The organism is Flavobacterium saliperosum (assembly GCF_900100625.1).
Taxonomy (GTDB): domain Bacteria; phylum Bacteroidota; class Bacteroidia; order Flavobacteriales; family Flavobacteriaceae; genus Flavobacterium; species Flavobacterium saliperosum.
On sequence record NZ_FMTY01000003.1, the window covers coordinates 135,512 to 154,167 of the forward strand.

Genomic DNA, 18,656 nt, shown 5'->3' on the forward strand with positions numbered 1-18,656 from the left:
AGATGGATTTTATAGTTGTACTCTTAATTTTAGCGGGAGGAATGGGTTTTATAAACTCGTTTGGAAAAACATTGTCCCATCAGGATATTTTGACCCTAAAAAAACTATTCTTTTATCATCTATTGTTTGGTGCCTATTATTGTTTTTTTATTAAAGGTGATGCCATTGGGTATTGGATGACGGCAAAAATGCTGTCTCCGGATGAGTTTGCCCTTTATTTTGCCGAACAAAAAGGGACTTATTTCCTGTTTGCGCTGAACTATTATCCGGCAAATATTTTAGGTTTATCCTATTTTACAGGAACAATGTTGTACTCTTTAATCGGTTTTATTGGGATGGCATTGTTTTATGTGGTAGCTGTTGAGATGGTTCCTTACAATTCCAAGTTTGGAAATTACACCCTTTTTCCCTTGGTGTTTTTTATGCCCAACCTTCATTTTTGGAGTTGCGGAGTCGGGAAAGATACCTTGCTGTTTTTTTGCATCAGTATCTTTGCTTATGGCTTATTGAAAATTCAAAGACGTTTACCGTTAGTTCTTCTGGCTCTGTTACTCTCTTACTTTGTGAGACCTCATATTACTATGTTTCTAGTGGTGGCATTTGGGCTCTCCTATGTAATGAGTTCTAAGGTTTCCACTGCACAAAGAATAATTTTTTCGGTAGTTTTAATTGGGGTTGGAATAGCCATTCTTCCTTCTGTAATGGAGTTTGCCCGAATCGAGGAAGCATCCGTCGACAGTTTTGAACAATTTTCAGATACCAAAGCAGGTTTGTTAAGCCGCGCCAGCGCCGGTTCCCGAATCGACATATCTTCCTATCCTTTCCCCCTGAAGGTGTTCACTTTTTTATATCGTCCCCTGTTCTTCGATATTAACGGAATTCCTGCCGCTATTGCTTCCATTGAAAATTTATTACTTTTAATAATTTCTTTTTCCATTTTCAGAAACCAGCCGGTTCAAACCTTTAAAGCGGCACCGTTTGTAATAAAAGGGCTCGTTATTTTTCTGATTATCGGAACATTGGCCTTTTCACAATCTCTTGGTAATTTAGGTATTATGATTCGTATGCGTAACATGTTCCTTCCCGGATTTCTTATCTTTATCCTTTGGTCGTATTCTTATAGGAAACAACTTTTACAAAAACGAAAGTGATGTTAAACAGTCTTAAAAGCCATTGGAGTTTTGGAGTCATTTTATTTGGCTATCACCTGATGTTTACTTTTATAGGCTATCATTATTTTAAAGAAAACGGAGGTGATGCCGCTTTTTACTGGCTACAACTCAAAGCTTCCGATTCCAAAGACTGGCTGGATTTTTTCAATTACGGTTCCAATTTTATGCTGTTTCTCAATTACCCTTTTGTGAAGCTGCTCCATATGGATATTGCTTTCGGTTTTTTTCTTTATAGCTGCATCGGTTTTTTAGGAATATTTCAGCTGTATCGTTTGTTGCGGTTTCACATCGGAGACCGTTTGCTGTTTTTCGGAATCAATTGGCTGCCATTACTCTTGTTTTTGCCGAACCTGCATTTCTGGACCGCCATGTTGGGGAAAGAAGCGCTTTGTTTCCTGTTTATTGCCACCGTTTTGCTGGAACTGTCCAAGGGTAAATACACTTCAATTGCCCTATTGTCATCCTTTCTTTTACTGACGGTCATCCGACCTCATGTTTCTCTCATGTTGTTCTTCAGTGTTTTTACCGGCTTTTTTTTCTTCGGAAAATGGACGCTTAAAACCAAACTTATAGCTTTCGCAATCGCTGCAGTTGTCTGTTCGGGATTGTTTTACATGTTTCTGCAATTGTCGGAAATCAAAAGCTTGGATTTCGAAAGGATTCGGCGATTCAATGTCTTTTCTCTTATGTCGTTTAAGGATTCCGGTACGTATATTCCCATTATTGAGTATTCGTATCCGTACAAGCTATTTACGTTTTATTTCCGTCCGCTCTTTACTGAAATCCCATCTCTTTACGGTATTGTTCTCGGATTGGAGAATGTTTTGGTGTTAACGGCACATCTTTTGGCCTTTGTTTTATTTCTTTTACATTACAAAAAGTTGGTTTTTCCGCTGGTTTTTAAAGTAATTCTGATTTTTGCGTTAATTTCAGGCGTGCTTATAGTACAGCGTTACTCCGGGTTTGGTATTTTTGCGCGAACCAAAGTAATGCTGCAGCCTTTTGTTATGGTTGTGGTATTGTGGATATTCGCACAGTTGAAAAATAAACCCATTGCCTCAAGCCAATGAAAAAACTCATACGTATAACAACCATACCGCTTTCTCTGGAAAAACTTCTGGAAAACCAACTGCGTTTTATGAATGCGTATTATGATGTGATTGCGGTTTCTGCTGAAGGGGAACGATTGAAAGCTTTCGGGAAAGAGCAGGGTGTGAGAACGCACGAAATCGGTTTGACGCGTCAGATTACCCCGTTACAGGATTTAAAAGCCTTGTGGCAACTTTTTTGGTTGCTGAAAAAAGAGCAGCCTTTCATCGTTCATTCGCATACGCCAAAAGCCGGAACCATCGGAATGCTGGCCGCAAAATTGGCCGGTGTGCCCCATCGGTTGCATACGGTAGCCGGATTACCGCTTTTGGAAACAACGGGAATTAAAAGAAAGGTGTTGGATTTTGTGGAGAAAATTACCTATGCCTGTGCCACAAAAGTATATCCGAATTCCAACGGTTTGAAATCCATTATCCTACAGCATAACTTCTGTTCTTCTGAAAAACTGAAAGTGATCGGTAACGGAAGCTCCAATGGCATTAATGCCGATTTTTTCAGTCCGCAATCGGTTTCTGAAACTGAAAAAGTCCGTCTGAAAAAACAATTGGGTATTGCCGATAGTGATTTTGTGTTTGTTTTCGTGGGACGACTTGTTTCCGACAAAGGTATCAATGAGTTGGTTGCCGCTTTCGTGCGCTTGTCGGCAGAAAATAAAAACTGTAAATTGTTGCTTGTCGGACCACCTGAAAAAGAACTGGATCCGTTGTTGCCGGAAACGGAGAAAACGATTTTGACTACGGAAAGCATTCTTTCGGTGGGGTATCAAAACGATGTACGTCCTTATTTTGCCTTAAGTGATTGTTTGGTGTTCCCGAGTTACCGCGAAGGATTTCCCAATGTGGTGATGCAGGCCGGCGCTATGGGATTGCCGTCAATTGTGAGTGATATTAACGGATGTAATGAAATCGTAGTTTCCGAAAAAAACGGAATTATTATTCAACCCAAGTCAACGGAAGCCCTTTACAATGCCCTGAAAAGAGTGCTTGAAGATATGGATTTGTATAGCCGATTAAAAACTGATGCCCGCGAAATGATTGTGTCCCGTTATCAGCAACAATTGGTTTGGGAGGCGATTTTGAATGAATATAGGAGTTGTGAATTATGAGTTGAAAGGGGTAAGTTGAAAGGGATAAGGGATAAGTTGAAAGGATAAAGATTGTTCAGGAGACAGTATGATGGGATTCTTCGAAAGGCTCAGAATGACAGGAGATTCCTCCTTCGTCGGAATGGCAGTGGAGATCCTTCCTTCGTCAGGATGACAGAAGGTTTAATTGTGAAATTATTTGGGGTTTGTATTATGTATAAAAGGATTTTCAAGCGTTTTTTGGATATGGTATTCTCTTTTTTGGGATTACTGTTGTTAAGTCCTGTTTTTTTACTGGTAACCATCGGATTGTTTTTTGCCAATAACGGAAAGCCTTTTTTTGTGCAACAACGTCCCGGAAAGGATGAAAGGCTTTTTAATATCATCAAGTTTAAGACGATGAACGATAAGAAAGGAGCCGACGGAAAATTACTTTCGGATGCCGAGCGGCTGACTGCCATTGGGAAGTTGGTGCGCAAAACCTCTTTGGATGAGGTTCCTCAGTTAATCAATGTGCTGAAAGGCGATATGAGTCTGATTGGCCCAAGACCTTTGTTAGTGCACTATCTTTCTTTGTATGATGTAGATCAGAAAAAACGGCATCAGGTTCGGCCGGGCATAACCGGATGGGCACAGGTGAACGGACGGAATGCTATCAGTTGGCAGCAGAAATTCGAATATGATGTTTGGTATGTAACCAATATTTCACTAAAATTGGATATTGTAATTTTTTTCAAAACCATTCAGAAAGTTTTGAAAGGGGAAGGGATATCGGGAGAAGCTGTGGCAACAGCAGAACCATTTAAAGGAAATTAATATGTATTTATACGGCGCAAGCGGTCACAGTAAAGTGATTATTGATATTTTAAAGGAACATCACATTGTGGTTACAGCCGTTTTGGACGATGCTCCGAAGGGCGATTTTATTTATGATGTTCCGGTGGTGCAGGCTTCCCAAAAGCTTTTCGATACTTCGGATGTGCTGATTGTCTCCATAGGGAATAATGCGATTCGTAAGAACATAGCCCAGAGGCTTCCGGTACAATTTTATACCGCTATTCACCCTTCGGCGGTAGTTTCTTCAAAAGCGACCATTGGAGTGGGTACCGTCGTAATGCCTAACGCGGTGATTAATGCTTTTTCCAAAATAGGAGATCACTGTATTGTAAATTCAGGTGCCGTTGTGGAGCACGATTGTGTTTTGGAAAATTACGCGCATGTTTCACCGGGAGCGGCTTTGGCCGGTGCGGTTCAGGTAGGAGAAGGCAGTCAGATAGGTATTGGTGCCTGCGTTATTCAGGGGGTTACGATAGGAAAATGGGCAACCATTGGCGCCGGTGCTGTTATCATTGACAATGTGCCTGATTATGCCGTTGTGGTAGGAAATCCGGGTAAGATCATCAAATACAACGAACCTTCCTAACTATGGCAAAACGCCTTTTTGATATCGTATTTTCACTGTCAGCACTGGTGTTTTTTGGCTGGATTATACTGTTGAGTTGGTTACTCGCCGCCTTTGATACCAAAACCAGCGGATTGTTTCTTCAGAAAAGGGTGGGGCAGTCGGGAAAACTGTTTACCATTTTCAAATTAAGAACCATTCGGAAGAATAAAGAGGGAGTTGCTTCCATTTCTAAAATCGGGGCTTTTTTGCGTAATTCCAAATTAGATGAGTTGCCCCAACTTTTAAACGTCTTATTGGGCGACATGAGTATTGTTGGTCCGCGTCCTGATATTGAAGGGTATTACGATTGTCTTGAAGGGGAAGAGCGGAAAATACTGGAACTGAAACCGGGACTTACCAGTGAGGCCTCCCTGAAGTATTTTAACGAAGAGCAACTTTTGGCAGTCCAGGATAATCCACTAGAGTACAATGACCTTGTTCTGTTCCCTGATAAAGTAAGGCTAAACCTGCAGTATTACTATGAACGCACTTTTTTCGGAGATCTGAAAATCATCGCAAAAACACTATTTCACAAAATGTTTTAATTTTAAAATTTAGTATCGAATACTTTTAAAAGTTTCTGTACATTTGTGCGTTAGTTCTCCCCAAAACTACACTTAACTGTTTGATAATGAATAAAGAAAAAATATGGCTTTCTTCGCCACATATGGGCGGAAGGGAGCAAACTTATATACAAGTCGCTTTTGATACCAACTGGATAGCTCCTTTGGGTCCTAATGTTTTGGGTATGGAGTCTGATTTGGAGCGTTATTTGGGCGAGGATGTCTTTGTTGGCGCCCTGAGTTCCGGTACCGCTGCCATTCACCTGGGCCTTATTCTTCTGGATGTTAAAGCCGGAGATGAGGTTATTTGTCAGAGCATGACTTTTTCCGCCTCCGCCAATCCGATTCTTTATCAGGGGGGTACTCCTGTTTTTATTGACAGTGAACCCGACACCTGGAACATGTGTCCGGCTGCTTTGGAAGAAGCAATCCTCGACCGTATTGCCAAAGGGAAAAAACCAAAAGCAATCATTGCCGTGCATTTGTACGGAATGCCGTTTAAAGTGGATGAAATTGTTGCCATAGCTGAAAAGTATCAGATTCCGTTGTTGGAAGACAGTGCCGAAGCGTTAGGAAGTTCCTATAAAGGCAGAAAATGCGGAACTTTCGGAGCGGTAGGTGTTTTGTCGTTTAACGGAAATAAAATCATTACGACTTCCGGTGGCGGGGCCATTGTGGTTCCCTCAAAAGCATTAAAAGACCGAGCTGTGTTTTTTGCCACGCAATCCAGAGACCTTGCACCGCATTATCAACACAGTGAAATAGGGTACAATTATAGGATGAGTAACATCTGTGCGGGTATTGGAAGAGGACAGATGGAAGTTTTGGATGCGCATGTGGCACTCCGACGTAAGGCCCATGCTTTCTATTCGGATTATTTTGCCGCCATTGAAGGAGTGACCGTTTTGAAAGAACCCACTGCGGATTGGTTTTCCAATCATTGGCTGACCGCCATTGTAATGGATGAGGCGAAAGTAGGGAAGTCCCGTGAGGATTTACGATTGGCCTTTGAGGCAGAAAATATCGAGAGCCGACCGCTTTGGAAACCCATGCATCTGCAGCCGGTTTTTGAGAAGTATCCGTATTACGGAAACGAAGTGTCTTCCCGTCTTTTTGAACAGGGATTGTGTCTTCCGTCGGGTTCCAATTTAACCGATAATGATTATTTACGACTTGAAAAGGTTTTGGATCATTTCTTTAAAAGTCAAAAATTATAGCAGTGAACACTACTTCGATGTTTAAAATAAAAACTGTTTTTGAGCAGGCAATTAAAAAGGCCAGTTTCAGTTTCAATGTCAAAAATTTAAGCTATCTGCCACGATGGATTATTTTGACCATAGATATTCTGATGGTTTTTTTATCGGGATTTTTAAGTCATTTGCTGTTAAAAGGCATCGGACTTGATTTTCTGCTGAGCGCAAAAGTATTTCCGATCACATCGGTGTATATTTTCATTACGGTATTTTTTTTCTGGCTTTTCCGGACCTATTCCGGTATTATTCGTCATTCCACTTTTATCGATGCGGTAAAATTGTTTATGGCACAGTCGTCGACTTTTCTGTTTTTACTTTTACTGAATACGTTCTGGGATATTTTCACAGGCGGAAAGTTATTTCTGAACACCCGTCTTTTTATCACGGTATTGCTTTCCTTTTGTTTTCTGTTGTTGTATCGGATTATTGTAAAAACGGTTTTTGAGAATTACATCAACGAGAGCAAGAACAATCAAATCACCAAAGTACTCATATACGGTACGGGGCCTAATGCTATCGCTGTTGCCAATGCCGTCCAGATGGAACGTCCGGCGCGATTTAAAGTGGTGGGCTTCATCGATCGGGTAAGTAAAAACACTTCGAAACGTATTTTGGATTTGCCTATTGTAGAGCAAAACAAGCCTGTTCCCGTATTGCTTCGGTACAAAGGTGCCGAATCGCTTATCATAGCGGATGATTCGTTAACCAATGAAGAGAAATTCGATATTGTAGACGATTGTCTGGAGTTTAATTTCAAAGTTTTTTCCATTCCGAAAATTACCGACTTCGAAGACAGGGAGAGTATTTCCAGAAAAATCAAAAACGTTCAGATTTCCGATTTGCTGGAACGACAGCCTATTGAACTGGACAACAAAACCATTTCCGGGCAGATAAAAGACAAAACCATTTTGATTACCGGTGCTGCCGGTTCGATTGGAAGTGAACTTGTCTGGCAGATTCATGCCTTTGGTCCCACAAAAATTATTTTGGTGGATCAGGCCGAAACCCCGCTTCATCATTTGAGTATGGAGTTGGATAAGTCCTTTTCGAGTGTCTTGGTCCGTTCGATTATTGCGGACATTCGGGATTATGCGGTCATGGAATCGATTTTCAAAACGTACCGTCCTAATTTCGTATATCATGCGGCGGCCTACAAACATGTGCCTTTAATGGAGGTTAATCCGGCACAGGCAGTTTTTACCAATGTACAAGGGACTAAAAATCTGGCCGATTTGGCCGTAGCCTACAATGTGGAACGCTTTGTAATGGTTTCTACCGATAAAGCCGTGAATCCGAGCAATGTTATGGGGGCCAGCAAGCGCATTGCCGAAAAATACGTTCAGTCTTTGTTCCTGTATCTTAACCGTTCGGAGGTGATTACCACCAAATTCATCACCACCCGCTTCGGAAACGTTTTGGGGTCCAATGGTTCCGTAGTTCCTTTGTTTACCCAACAAATTGCCAACGGCGGTCCGATAACCATCACACACCCTGAAATTATCCGTTATTTTATGACGATACCCGAAGCCTGTCAATTGGTTTTGGAAGCCGGTGCCATGGGGAACGGTGGGGAAATTTTCATTTTTGACATGGGAAAACCCGTAAAGATTATTGATCTGGCCACCAAAATGATCCGTTTGGCAGGGCTGCGTCCGGATAAGGATATCAAGATTCAGATTATCGGTTTGCGTCCGGGCGAAAAATTATATGAAGAGTTACTGAACGATTCGGCACTAACCCTGCCTACGCACCATGAGAAAATAATGATTGCACAGGATGTTTTCGATGAGTATGAGATTATTGAAGAAAAAGTGAATCAACTGGTTCAGATTGCAAAAGGATTCCTGGTAGAAGACATCGTACTTAAAATGAAAGAAATCGTTCCCGAATTCCGCAGTATGAATTCCACTTACGAAACGTTGGATTCCTAAGCGGGATTCGGCAGCCCCTCTTTTTTAAAAGGTATTCCGAAGAAATAAATTATCTTTGAAAAAAAATGTATTTATGAGCAGTAAGCAAGCAGTAAGAAGTTTAATGATGGTAATGCTATTGGGAGTTTTGTCGTGTGGCTCTCCTAAAAAAATCGTTTATCTTCAAAACGCATCCGCCAATGCGGGTAAAAATGCTACGTCTTATGAATTGCTGATACAACCGGATGATATGTTGCAGATTATCGTTTCGGCCGAAAATCCGGAAGTTGCCGTTCCTTATAATCTGAAATCGACTTCGGTGGATGAAGCCATGGGAGGCCAAAGTTTGGGCGATGTGTATCTTGTGGATAAAAACGGGGAAATCGAATTTCCGCAACTCGGAAAAATAAAACTATCGGAACTTTCCTGCGCTGAAGCAAAAGAAAAAATCAAAACAATACTTAAAGACCACATTCATAATCCATCCATTCAGCTAAAGATAACCAATTTTAAAATTTCAGTGCTGGGAGAAGTATCAACTCCCGGAGTTTATAAGGTTTCCGGAGAACGTATAACGCTTTTGGAAGCATTGAGTTTGTCTGGGGATTTGACCATTTACGGCAAAAGAAAAAATATCATGGTGGTACGTGAAAAAGAAGGTGTGAAATCCATCGAAAAAGTTGATATCACCAATACGGATTTCATTAATTCCCCTTATTATTATCTGACTCAAAATGATGTTGTTTATGTGGAACCTAACAAAACCCAAATCAACAATTCGGTAATCGGTTCCGACATTCGAACATTACTCACGGTTTTGTCTTTTGCCATGGGTGTTATTTTAATTTTTACAAGGTAAACGGATGGAAAACGAGTTTAGCCCTCAAGACAGTAACGGATTCAATTCGGGGTTCAGCATAAAGGAACAGCTTGATTATTATCTCAACAACTGGAAGTGGTTTGTGTTGGGTGTTGTAGTTTTTTTTACCGGTGCTTATATTTACCTGAGATACACCACCCCACAATATAGCGCAGTTACCACGCTGATGCTTCGAGATGAGAAAAAAGGCGGTGCTGATACCCAAATGAATGCTTTTTCCGATTTGGCTATTTTGTCTAATATAAAGAGCAATCTCGATAATGAAATTGAGGTCCTCAAATCCAGAACCCTGATCAAAACAGCCGTAAAATCCTTGGGGTTAAATGTCTCTTATGTTAATGAAGGCCGTGTCAAATCAGAAGAATTATATAAAAAATCACCGATTCAGTTCCGTTTTTTACGACTTAATGATGGATTTGAACAAAGAAATATTATTTACAAAGTAATCAGTTCCGGATCTAACCGCTACACACTATACGACAGGAGTGAAAACAGATTGGGCGTGTATCAGTACGGGCAATCCGTGCCACTGAGAGAAGGTGAAGCCATAGTTTTTGAGACCGATAAAAGAAAGTCTTTTAAAGAGAATCCTTTCAAGGTTATGGTTCAAATCCGTCCGGTTTCTGCTGTAGCAGGGAGTTATAAAGGGCGTCTTTCGGTTAGGAAATCAGGTGACCGCACCACAATTGTGGAACTTTCCGTTACCGATCCGGTAGGCGAACGCGCCGAAGATTTTTTGAACGGACTTATCGCGGTATACAATCAGGATGTTGTTTCTGATAAGAATCTTGTTTTTGAAAACACCTCAAAATTTATAGATGACCGTCTTAAAATCATTGCTGACGAACTGGATGGGGTTGAGAAAAGCACCGAGGCCTTTAAAATCAGGAATCATGTGACGGATATCACTTCGGAAACGAGTTTGTTTCTTAACAGTGCCAGTGATTTTGAAAAAAAGGAAATCGACACGGAGACCAAACTAAAGATAGTGGGAGTTATGGAAAACTATCTTAAGAATGCAGGCGAAAACGACTTGATTCCGGCTAATATATTGACCAGTGATGCCAATGCTGTCGGATTAATTGACCAATACAATCAGTTAGTGCTGGAACGTAACAGGATGTTGAAAAACGGAGGCCCGAAAAACGCGGTTATTTTAACCTTGAACAAAAAAATTGAAGCTTTGCGCATGGATATTGGTGAAGTACTTGCCCGATTGCGCGGGCAACTTGAGATTTTAAAAAAGGATTTGGCCTATCAAAGTACTGTTTTTAGCGGAAAAATTTCAAAGATTCCGACGCTTGAGCGAGAAGCGCGGGCGCTAGGCCGTCAGCAGCAAATTAAAGAAGCGTTGTATCTGTACCTTTTGCAGAAAAGGGAAGAAACAGCTATTTCACTGGCCGTTACATCGCCTAATGCGAAGGTTGTTGATGCAGCCATTGCTTCGAAATCACCGGTATCACCACAAAAAAGATCTATTTATATGATGGCTTTGGCCTTAGGGGCATTACTTCCCTTTGGGGTACTTTATTTGCTGAACATGTTGGATAATAAAGTAAAAGGCCGATCGGATGTTGAAAAGAAATTATCCATTCCGATTTTAGGAGATGTTCCCACCTCTTTTTCGAACGAGGAAATTATAGCCGCCAACAGCAATACCAGTGCCGCCGAAGCCATTCGAATCGCAAGAACCAATTTGGAGTTTATGCTCAATCAGGTTCCGGATGGAAAAGCCAAGACCATTTTTGTAACGTCGACACTGCCTAAGGAAGGAAAAACCTTTATTGCCGTAAATATGGCGGGAGCCATTGCCTTGTCCGGAAAAAAAGTGTTATTAATCGGTATGGATATCCGGAATCCAAAACTGGAAGACTACCTTCATTTACCTAAAGAAGGGGTCACCAATTATCTTTCCACCAAAGATCTTGATATTCACTCGCTAATCCATCAAATTCCTAATTATGAGGCTTTTTATGTTTTGCCTTCCGGAGTGATTCCTCCCAATCCGGCCGAATTGCTCATGAGTAATAAAGTAGATGTCTTGTTCGATCAATTAAAATCCGATTACGATTACATTGTAGTGGATACCTCCCCCGTCCATCTTGTAACGGATACGCTGCTGATTGCCCGACATGCCGATTCCTTTGTGTATGTAATTCGTGCCAATTATCTGGATAAGGGATTGCTTTATGTGCCTTATAAGTTTTACCAGGAAAAGAAACTTCCTAATATGGCGCTGCTTATTAATGATACTACTGTCCGAAAAGGGTACGGTTACGGTTATGGCGCATACGGTTACGGTTATGGTGTGGAAGTGGAGAAAAAAAGCAGGTTCCGTCAGTTTTTGGATAAATTTAAAAAAGAGGTGTAAAAGCCTCTTTTTATTTGGTCTCAAAATACGTGAAACTATCTGTTTTATTACATTTCGCTTTTAGCTTCAAAAAAATTTACCGCAGATTCGCAGATTGAAATATATTGTATCCGTGTTAAAAAATCTGCGAATCGGTGTTCTTTAACCTTACAGGCTTTTAGTCTGCTAAATAGATACCGTGAACTTCCCGCGGCTTTATGTTGTGGCGGTTTATATATTCTCTAACCATTGAATAACCACAGAAATATATGAAATAATCTTTAAATTTAGCCTTAAAGCCCCAATTTCATGAGACCTCTGTTAGCAGCAGCCAATTTATTTTTTGAATATTTTTTTCATGTCACTTTTTAAAATAATTTGAGAAATTAGTACAGGAATGTTCAATCTGAAATTGTCTTTAATAATTGTAAAATAGACATCATTGTTATCTAGTAAAAAAATTCTACTTGTATGATAACTATTACTTAGAGTATATGGATTTTCTTCGATATAAATTAGTATGTTGTTTGAGTTTCTTTGTTTTTGATAACCTTTTTGTTTACAATAATTATTTATAATCTCTCTATTAATTTCAAGACTATTAAAAGTTTCTATTTTGTTAAGATTCTTTTCAGTTGCTTTTCTATAAACCACATAAAGACAGAATAAAGACAGTAAAGAAGAAATGAAATAATAAATATTTTGATTATCCTTTGAAAAATCAGCGTATAGATAAGGCATAATTCCAAAATATGTAAAAAAAAGATAAATCGTAATTCGGTCAAGTTTGTCGCCAAAGTTTTCCTCAAAAATTAAACTCTTTGTATTTATACTTTTATGGACATTTAGATTTTTAAGTTGTCTCATGTATGGTTGCTGCTAACTTTCAATTATCAGTGGTTTATCTGAAAATGCCATTGTTTTTCATGGCTTCCGTAACGGGAAGGAAATCTTTAATCCTTATTTTTTTGGAAAAAGCTTCAATGTGTGTTTTGTGGTGCGCATCCGATCCTGTAAAATCAATCATTCCTTTTTTTAATAATTTTTCGGCTGCTTCCGTTACATCAGGCCCATAATACCCCATCGTGGATAAAAGGTTCAGCTGAAAAAGACAGCCTGCTTTTTTTAGTTTTTTATACTCGGGAAAATTGTGATGAAAAAAAGCATAGCGCTCCGGATGTGCCAGTACAGGAGTATAACCCGCCAGCTGTAATTTGAAAAGGATATCGTATAGTTGTATCGGGGGATTGAGATAGGACATCTCCACCAAAACATAGTTGCCTTTTAATGTTAACAGTGGTTCGGATTGGAAAAGTGTCACAAAACTTTCATTCATCATGTATTCCGAAGCCACTTGTAAACCGATCTTTTCACTCAAATCAGGGGAAATTGCGCTTACTTCCCGGTGTTTTTCCAAAATGCTTGCCCTTGAGTTGTCCCAAACATGTTCAATGGTGTGTGGGGTGGTAATGCATTTGGAAAAACGCATGTCCAGCATGGATTGCATGAGAAAATTGGAGTCTTCGATTGTTTTTGCCCCGTCATCGATTCCGAATAAAACATGGGAGTGAATGTCGACATACTCGTCGGGAATCAGGTCTTTTAAGACGGGTTTGGCTTTTAAAAATGATAACATGGTGCAAAGGTACGCTTTTTTGGAACTTCATAAAGGCACGAATTGCGTAATCCTTCGAGGAAAATACGAATCGTCAGACCAATAATGTACAAAAGGTTCGTTAAAAAAGAGGTAAAGAAATCGGTGATGCGCAACGGTGCATTAAAGCGAGGTGTCTAACATTAATTTTCGGTCAGGCTTTGCAGAAATTCCACCGTTATCGGTTTGCTTGTAAATAATCGAATGCTTTCGTCAATTTTGGCTTTGTGGATGTAATAATCATCCACAGTGGTTGAAACGATGCACAATTCGCAATGATTAACCACCGCTTCAGGTAAAAGTCTGAACATGTTTATGAAATCGAAACCATCCATCAGCGGCATGTAAATATCCAGAAAAATAAGTTCCGGTAACATGTGTAAATCGTTTTGGTTTTCCACTAAATATTGTAAGGCTAATTCGGCTGAATTAAATTCGAGTACTTCGGTTGCCAAGTTAGTATTGCCGATTAGTTTGGCTGTAATGTAACAGTCAAATTCATTGTCGTCAATAACCATCACTTTTTTAAATCGTGGTGCCATAAATTTGTTTTATTTAATGTTGTAAAAGTATGGTAATCTTGCGAAAATCATTAAAAAACTTTACAATTTAATAAATTTGATGAACTCTTCCTGTCTTCTTTTCGCGATAGGAAGTGTCATACCATTGGTAAACTCACAATAAAAGCCTTCTTTCTTAGAAATTTTCACAACATGCTTGATGTTTATGATATAAGAATGATGGATTCTAAAGAAAAAATTCTCACTTAGGATGCCGTTATATTCCCCTAGATTACGACTAGACAGTACTTTCGTACCGCTGGTTAACATGAATTCGGTATATTTTCCTTCCGCTTTGCAGAAAATAATATCTTCGATTTTTAACAATTCTATCTTATCAATAGAGGCTACCGCAATATATTCGTTGTTTTTGTGCTGGGCATTTATGGAATCAATTTGTTGTAATTTCTGATTCTGAAAGCTGATTTCCATTTCTATAGTCTTAATCACTTTATAGATAGAAATGATAATTGTATTGAAATCTAAGGGTTTTAAAAGGAAATCAACCGCATTGCATTTAAAGGCATCATATGCTTTTTGAGGGTCTTCGGACATTAAAATGAATTTCGGAGTATTAAAATCCAAGTCGGTTATCCGTTTTAGGTTGCTTAGATTTTCGGAATTGGCATTTAAAAATAGCAATTCGGGTTTGTGAAGCTTTATTAGTTCCAAACCGGAGGCAATATCTTCTACCGTTTTAATAATGTTTAGGATTAAAGAATTGTCTTCACCAAATTTATTTAAAATTTGTGCAGTTTCTATATCGTTTTCAATTACGATGGCGTTTACTATTCTCATGTTCGTTTTTCCAAGCCGTTACGCTTTTGTGATGTTCTCAAATTTACAAAAAGAAATTTGTGTTTTGTGTAATTTTTTAAGGAACACATTTTTCTTTCCGTAAAGGAATGAGACATAATCGGGTAGGCTGAGGCTGAGAAAATCTTATTGTGGAACTGATTTCTTTTTTGTTCCTTATGACCGAGTGGATTAGCAGTTTCCGTTGCGGTTCATCAAGTGGCTTGTTTTTCCAAAAAGAGAATTGCTTACAGTTTAGGGAGAAGTTTCTCTATTTTTTCTTTTGTAAGCGGTTTTTCGATAAAATCATGAACGTACTTGGACTTCAAGGCCTTGTTTATATCGTAGGGATCGATGGAAGAGCTCAGCATGTAAATTGTGCTCAAAACCTTTACGGAAGGAGGGAATTTTTCAAAACGCTCTAAAAATTCAAAGCCGTCTACTTTAGGCATTTTTATATCGAGCAGAATGATGTCGGGGATTGCAGACGGATTATCCATTGAGCTAAAAATGTACTCCAAACCTTCCTCTGCAGATTCCAAAGCAATAATGGTATTTACAGGCATGTGGTTTTTAACTACCTCAGAGGCAATTAAACGGTCAAACATTGAGTCGTCTATAATTAATATTGTTTTCAGTACAGTGAATTTTTAGTTCGTTATGTTGAGTGCCTTCTTTTTTCATCGTTTCGGATTTTAAAGGCTTGAGTTCTTGGTTATTTTAATTACAATTTCGTCTAATTTTAATGCCAGTTCCTCAATTCCCTCCAAAAGTTTATTTTTTGAAAGATCTTCCGCAGGTCTTTCTTTTAAAAGCGCTGTTAGTCCCAATATACTTGCAATTGGTCCACGAATATCGTGCGATTGTATTTGCTTTATTTCAGACAAAATTTGGTTGTGTTTTTTCTGTTTTTGGAGAAAACTCCGAATAACAAATGCAAAAGTAATCACTAAAATGGAAATAATCAACGAATAGAACAACGTTTTCTTCTCCGACTTCAGGCGTATGATTTCGAGCTCTTTGTTTTTAATGACCAGATCTTTTTCCTTAAGGGATTTTGCCCGTTCCGTTTCCAGTATGGAGAGTTTCTGGTTGGCTTCCACCGTTTTTAAGGAATCGGAAAGATCGGTTTTTTCCTGTAAGGCTTCAAAAGCTTTTTTGTAATCTCTCTGAAGGGAATAGGCTTCGGTAAGGATTTGCGAAAATTCCATTTTTGGCGCAATAAAGCCAATACTGTCACAAATACGTATGGCTTCTTCGGTGTTTTTTATCGCGTTTTGTAATAAAGTCAGATCTGATTGATCGGATTCTTTGTATAATTCCAAATAAATACTGCCAATATTTCCCCTGTTTACCGCAATAGAATTTTTCATGTTGAGTTTTTCACTCATTTCGAGCGATCTCTTCATGTAAGTCAGGGCCTTTTTGTTTTGTTTTTGTTTCGAATATACGTTTCCGATATTGGTAAGGTTGATGAGTTCGGAATTCTTATTGCCCAATTCCTGATTGATTTCAAGAGCTTTTTTGAGGTATTCCAAAGCTTTCGGATAATTTTCTATATCCATTTCCACGCGAGACATATTACCCATGCAGCGTGCCAAATCGGTTTTTAAACCGTATGATTTAAAAATTTCCAAGACCTGCATATAATACGTTTTGGCTTTTTTTAAATTCTTGAGTTCATAGTGAATGTTTGCTATATTTTCCAGTACGATACCTTTGTTTCGGTATTCTTTACTTTGGTCGTATACCGTTAGGGCACTGAAGCTGTACTCTAATGCCGCATCATAGTTTCCTTGTCGCAGATAAATTTGCGAAAGATTGGAATATACGGCCGCCAGTGATTTTTTGTTATTTAACGTTTTGTATATTTCGATTGCTTTTTTATTGTATTCGATTCCTTTTTCGGCATTCGACGCGGCTAAATGGTTTACCGCCATCATGGCCATAGCGGCCGCCTGCCGATTTTTTAAATTCAAATCGGTCGCTAATTTGTATGCTTTGTCGGCGTATTCAAGTCCTTTGGCAGGGTCGTGGTTTGCATACGCAAGGCTGATTTTTTCCAGTAAGATTACGCGGCTGCTGTCTTTAGGGGATTTTTTAAACAAGTTATTTAAAGAATCGATGTATTTTGTTTGGGGATTGGTCTGTGAAAAAACCATCATCTGAAACAATGTCAGCATTAACGTTGCCGTTATCTTTAATTTGCATAGATTCATAGTTTTTCATTTTAGGTGGAATGTTACTAACGGCAAAATACCAAATTATTGCTAATTATTAACCTTGGTTATTAAAAATTAACATTAATTTTATTTTATTAACACAATAGATGATTGAATATCAGTAACAAAGCTATTTTGGTATCGTGAAGGTAAAGACACTGCCTTTGTTTTTTTCTGATGTAACCCGGATGGTTCCTTTCAGTGTTTCAATTATTTTTTTACAAGCCGCCAGACCTAAACCACTGCCGCTGAATTCGGATTGATTGTGAAGGCGTTTAAAAGGTTCAAAAATGATAGCAAGGTTTTCTTGTTCAATTCCAATTCCGTTGTCTTTTATTTCAAATATCCACTCAGTATCATTCCCTTTACAGCTGAGTTCTATTTTTGGAGTTTTCTCTCCTGATTGGTATTTTAAAGCATTGGCAATCAGATTTTGGAAAATTATGGTTAATGCTATTGCTGATGATGTGACTGTTGGCAATTCCGAAAGCAGTAATTCGGGTCGATTGGAGGTGTATCCTTTGGTTAACCCATAAAAAATATCACTTACCAGTTCTTCCGTGTTAACCGTTTCGTTGTGGGCATGCGTCATATAACTTTTGGCATAATCGAGTAAATCGAGAACGAGTTTATCCATGCGTTGCACGTTCTCGAAAATGAAATCAAAATATTGCCTGTCTTTTTCATCCCATAATGTATCATTTTTACTTTCCAGGAGTTTTAAAAAGGAGTTAACGCCTCTTAACGGAGAACGTAAATCATGCGCCGCTATAAAGGCGAATTCTTCCATAACTTTGGAATGGCCTTCCAGTTTTCTTCGGTAGGCTTCCAGTAAAAAATTCTTTTTCCGTAATTCAAGCAAATAAACGACTTGCTTGGCTAAGCTTTTCATAGCTGCTCTTTGCATGTCGGTTAACTCCTGAATTTCGGTATTGATAATACTTAAGGAGCCAAATGGAATGCCGTCTTCGGATATCAGCGGAACACCAAAATAGAATACTATTTTCCGACCTTCCATTACCATTGGATGATCTTTAAAACGAGCATCGGCACGAAGGTCTTTGATTTCAAAAAATGCTTCACCCGAGTTAATGGTATGTTTACAGATGGATTGCTCAATCGGTGTCTGATCGACGTCGATTCCGTAATGCGATTTGAAAAATTGACGGTGCTTATCGACCAGTGTTATCAATGCTATTGGGGCGTTGCAAATGGATGCGGCCATAGCAGTTATGTCGTCATACATTTGTTCCGGTAAAGTGTCGAAAATTTTATATTCCTCCAGAAGTTTTAAACGTAAAATTTCATTTTCTTTCCACATGGTTTGTCTAAATGTAAGGGATAGTTTTTATGCAGAAACATTTTTAAGCTATCCGTTTTTCTGCAAGATAGTAAAAAAATAGGCCTTCTCAAAAGCAAAAAAGTATGCTAATAATCTTATTGTTTGAAAAAATGATGGTTTTGATTATTGTTTTTTTGTTTGATTTGTTCAAATTCGTTTTGAGTTATCGCACGTGTTTCTTTTTGTTTCACCTTGTTAAAGAGCCTGATTTATCCCTGCTTTTTGAAACGTTTCCCTGTATGGCCACCGTATTGAAAATCGAACACGTTTAGTCGCTGCATTTACTGTATATCCGGTGCTTAAAAGGTTTTCATAAG

At 38.9% G+C, this 18,656-nt stretch carries 17 protein-coding genes; 10 read left to right on the forward strand and 7 right to left on the reverse strand.

Going from position 1 to position 18,656, the window contains the following annotated elements:
* The first annotated feature begins 2 nt into the window (after positions 1–2).
* From BLQ05_RS06930 to BLQ05_RS06975, 10 genes are all read left to right on the forward strand, one after another.
* Positions 3–1,151 (forward strand): hypothetical protein, encoded by a 1,149-nt coding sequence (locus tag BLQ05_RS06930; RefSeq protein ID WP_023577263.1) that lies wholly within the window; start codon positions 3–5, stop codon positions 1,149–1,151.
* Positions 1,151–2,242: a hypothetical protein gene (locus BLQ05_RS06935; RefSeq protein ID WP_035654832.1), complete on the forward strand. Its 1,092-nt coding sequence runs from the start codon at positions 1,151–1,153 to the stop codon at positions 2,240–2,242. Before BLQ05_RS06930 ends, BLQ05_RS06935 begins: the two co-directional genes overlap by 1 nt.
* A complete protein-coding gene (locus BLQ05_RS06940) occupies positions 2,239–3,387 on the forward strand; it encodes a glycosyltransferase family 4 protein (protein WP_023577262.1) in 1,149 nt (382 codons plus the stop codon). The genes BLQ05_RS06935 and BLQ05_RS06940 overlap by 4 nt, the downstream gene beginning before the upstream one ends.
* A gap of 192 nt (positions 3,388–3,579) precedes the next feature.
* On the forward strand, positions 3,580–4,182 hold the full coding sequence (locus BLQ05_RS06945) for a sugar transferase (RefSeq protein ID WP_035654830.1): 603 nt from the start codon (positions 3,580–3,582) through the stop codon (positions 4,180–4,182).
* Position 4,183: 1 nt separating this feature from the next.
* The gene (locus tag BLQ05_RS06950; RefSeq protein ID WP_023577260.1) at positions 4,184–4,789 is read left to right on the forward strand and encodes an acetyltransferase; all 606 of its coding nucleotides are present in this window, start codon (positions 4,184–4,186) and stop codon (positions 4,787–4,789) included.
* A gap of 2 nt (positions 4,790–4,791) precedes the next feature.
* The gene (locus tag BLQ05_RS06955) at positions 4,792–5,355 is read left to right on the forward strand and encodes a sugar transferase (RefSeq protein WP_023577259.1); all 564 of its coding nucleotides are present in this window, start codon (positions 4,792–4,794) and stop codon (positions 5,353–5,355) included.
* An 86-nt stretch (positions 5,356–5,441) separates the two neighbouring features.
* Positions 5,442–6,590, forward strand: a complete 1,149-nt coding sequence (locus BLQ05_RS06960; protein WP_023577258.1) for a DegT/DnrJ/EryC1/StrS family aminotransferase — start codon at positions 5,442–5,444, stop codon at positions 6,588–6,590.
* Between the two features lie 17 nt (positions 6,591–6,607).
* Positions 6,608–8,557, forward strand: coding sequence for a polysaccharide biosynthesis protein (locus tag BLQ05_RS06965; protein WP_035654883.1), 1,950 nt, complete (start codon positions 6,608–6,610; stop codon positions 8,555–8,557).
* Between the two features lie 73 nt (positions 8,558–8,630).
* On the forward strand, positions 8,631–9,395 hold the full coding sequence (locus BLQ05_RS06970) for a polysaccharide biosynthesis/export family protein (RefSeq protein ID WP_023577256.1): 765 nt from the start codon (positions 8,631–8,633) through the stop codon (positions 9,393–9,395).
* Positions 9,396–9,399: 4 nt separating this feature from the next.
* A complete protein-coding gene (locus BLQ05_RS06975; protein WP_023577255.1) occupies positions 9,400–11,787 on the forward strand; it encodes a GumC family protein in 2,388 nt (795 codons plus the stop codon).
* 315 nt (positions 11,788–12,102) lie between these two features.
* Here the strand turns inward: BLQ05_RS06975 and BLQ05_RS06980 are convergent, their stop codons facing one another.
* The 7 genes from BLQ05_RS06980 to BLQ05_RS07010 all read right to left on the reverse strand — a co-directional run bounded on the left by BLQ05_RS06980 (position 12,103) and on the right by BLQ05_RS07010 (position 18,318).
* A complete protein-coding gene (locus tag BLQ05_RS06980) occupies positions 12,103–12,633 on the reverse strand; it encodes a hypothetical protein (protein WP_023577254.1) in 531 nt (176 codons plus the stop codon).
* 34 nt (positions 12,634–12,667) lie between these two features.
* Positions 12,668–13,402 (reverse strand): tyrosine-protein phosphatase, encoded by a 735-nt coding sequence (locus tag BLQ05_RS06985; protein WP_023577253.1) that lies wholly within the window; start codon positions 13,400–13,402, stop codon positions 12,668–12,670.
* 161 nt (positions 13,403–13,563) lie between these two features.
* Positions 13,564–13,962, reverse strand: a complete 399-nt coding sequence (locus BLQ05_RS06990; RefSeq protein WP_023577252.1) for a response regulator — start codon at positions 13,960–13,962, stop codon at positions 13,564–13,566.
* A 60-nt stretch (positions 13,963–14,022) separates the two neighbouring features.
* A complete protein-coding gene (locus tag BLQ05_RS06995) occupies positions 14,023–14,778 on the reverse strand; it encodes a LytR/AlgR family response regulator transcription factor (protein ID WP_023577251.1) in 756 nt (251 codons plus the stop codon).
* A gap of 245 nt (positions 14,779–15,023) precedes the next feature.
* Positions 15,024–15,413, reverse strand: a complete 390-nt coding sequence (locus tag BLQ05_RS07000; protein WP_035654828.1) for a response regulator — start codon at positions 15,411–15,413, stop codon at positions 15,024–15,026.
* A gap of 57 nt (positions 15,414–15,470) precedes the next feature.
* The gene (locus BLQ05_RS07005) at positions 15,471–16,994 is read right to left on the reverse strand and encodes a tetratricopeptide repeat protein (RefSeq protein WP_035654825.1); all 1,524 of its coding nucleotides are present in this window, start codon (positions 16,992–16,994) and stop codon (positions 15,471–15,473) included.
* A gap of 133 nt (positions 16,995–17,127) precedes the next feature.
* A complete protein-coding gene (locus BLQ05_RS07010; protein ID WP_023577248.1) occupies positions 17,128–18,318 on the reverse strand; it encodes a sensor histidine kinase in 1,191 nt (396 codons plus the stop codon).
* Positions 18,319–18,656 lie beyond the last annotated feature (338 nt).

Bases quoted from the DNA above. Each gene is read 5' to 3' on its own strand.
- BLQ05_RS07010 (WP_023577248.1), bottom strand. From the start codon at position 18,318: ATGTGGAAAGAAAATGAAATTTTACGTTTAAAACTTCTGGAGGAATAT.
- BLQ05_RS06930 (WP_023577263.1), top strand. From the start codon at position 3: ATGGATTTTATAGTTGTACTCTTAATTTTAGCGGGAGGAATGGGTTTT.
- BLQ05_RS06960 (WP_023577258.1), top strand. From the start codon at position 5,442: ATGAATAAAGAAAAAATATGGCTTTCTTCGCCACATATGGGCGGAAGG.
- BLQ05_RS06965 (WP_035654883.1), top strand. From the start codon at position 6,608: ATGTTTAAAATAAAAACTGTTTTTGAGCAGGCAATTAAAAAGGCCAGT.
- BLQ05_RS06955 (WP_023577259.1), top strand. From the start codon at position 4,792: ATGGCAAAACGCCTTTTTGATATCGTATTTTCACTGTCAGCACTGGTG.
- BLQ05_RS06950 (WP_023577260.1), top strand. From the start codon at position 4,184: ATGTATTTATACGGCGCAAGCGGTCACAGTAAAGTGATTATTGATATT.
- BLQ05_RS06990 (WP_023577252.1), bottom strand. From the start codon at position 13,962: ATGGCACCACGATTTAAAAAAGTGATGGTTATTGACGACAATGAATTT.
- BLQ05_RS07005 (WP_035654825.1), bottom strand. From the start codon at position 16,994: ATGAATCTATGCAAATTAAAGATAACGGCAACGTTAATGCTGACATTG.
- BLQ05_RS06980 (WP_023577254.1), bottom strand. From the start codon at position 12,633: ATGAGACAACTTAAAAATCTAAATGTCCATAAAAGTATAAATACAAAG.
- BLQ05_RS06940 (WP_023577262.1), top strand. From the start codon at position 2,239: ATGAAAAAACTCATACGTATAACAACCATACCGCTTTCTCTGGAAAAA.
- BLQ05_RS06970 (WP_023577256.1), top strand. From the start codon at position 8,631: ATGAGCAGTAAGCAAGCAGTAAGAAGTTTAATGATGGTAATGCTATTG.
- BLQ05_RS06935 (WP_035654832.1), top strand. From the start codon at position 1,151: ATGTTAAACAGTCTTAAAAGCCATTGGAGTTTTGGAGTCATTTTATTT.
- BLQ05_RS06995 (WP_023577251.1), bottom strand. From the start codon at position 14,778: ATGAGAATAGTAAACGCCATCGTAATTGAAAACGATATAGAAACTGCA.
- BLQ05_RS06975 (WP_023577255.1), top strand. From the start codon at position 9,400: ATGGAAAACGAGTTTAGCCCTCAAGACAGTAACGGATTCAATTCGGGG.
- BLQ05_RS06985 (WP_023577253.1), bottom strand. From the start codon at position 13,402: ATGTTATCATTTTTAAAAGCCAAACCCGTCTTAAAAGACCTGATTCCC.
- BLQ05_RS06945 (WP_035654830.1), top strand. From the start codon at position 3,580: ATGTATAAAAGGATTTTCAAGCGTTTTTTGGATATGGTATTCTCTTTT.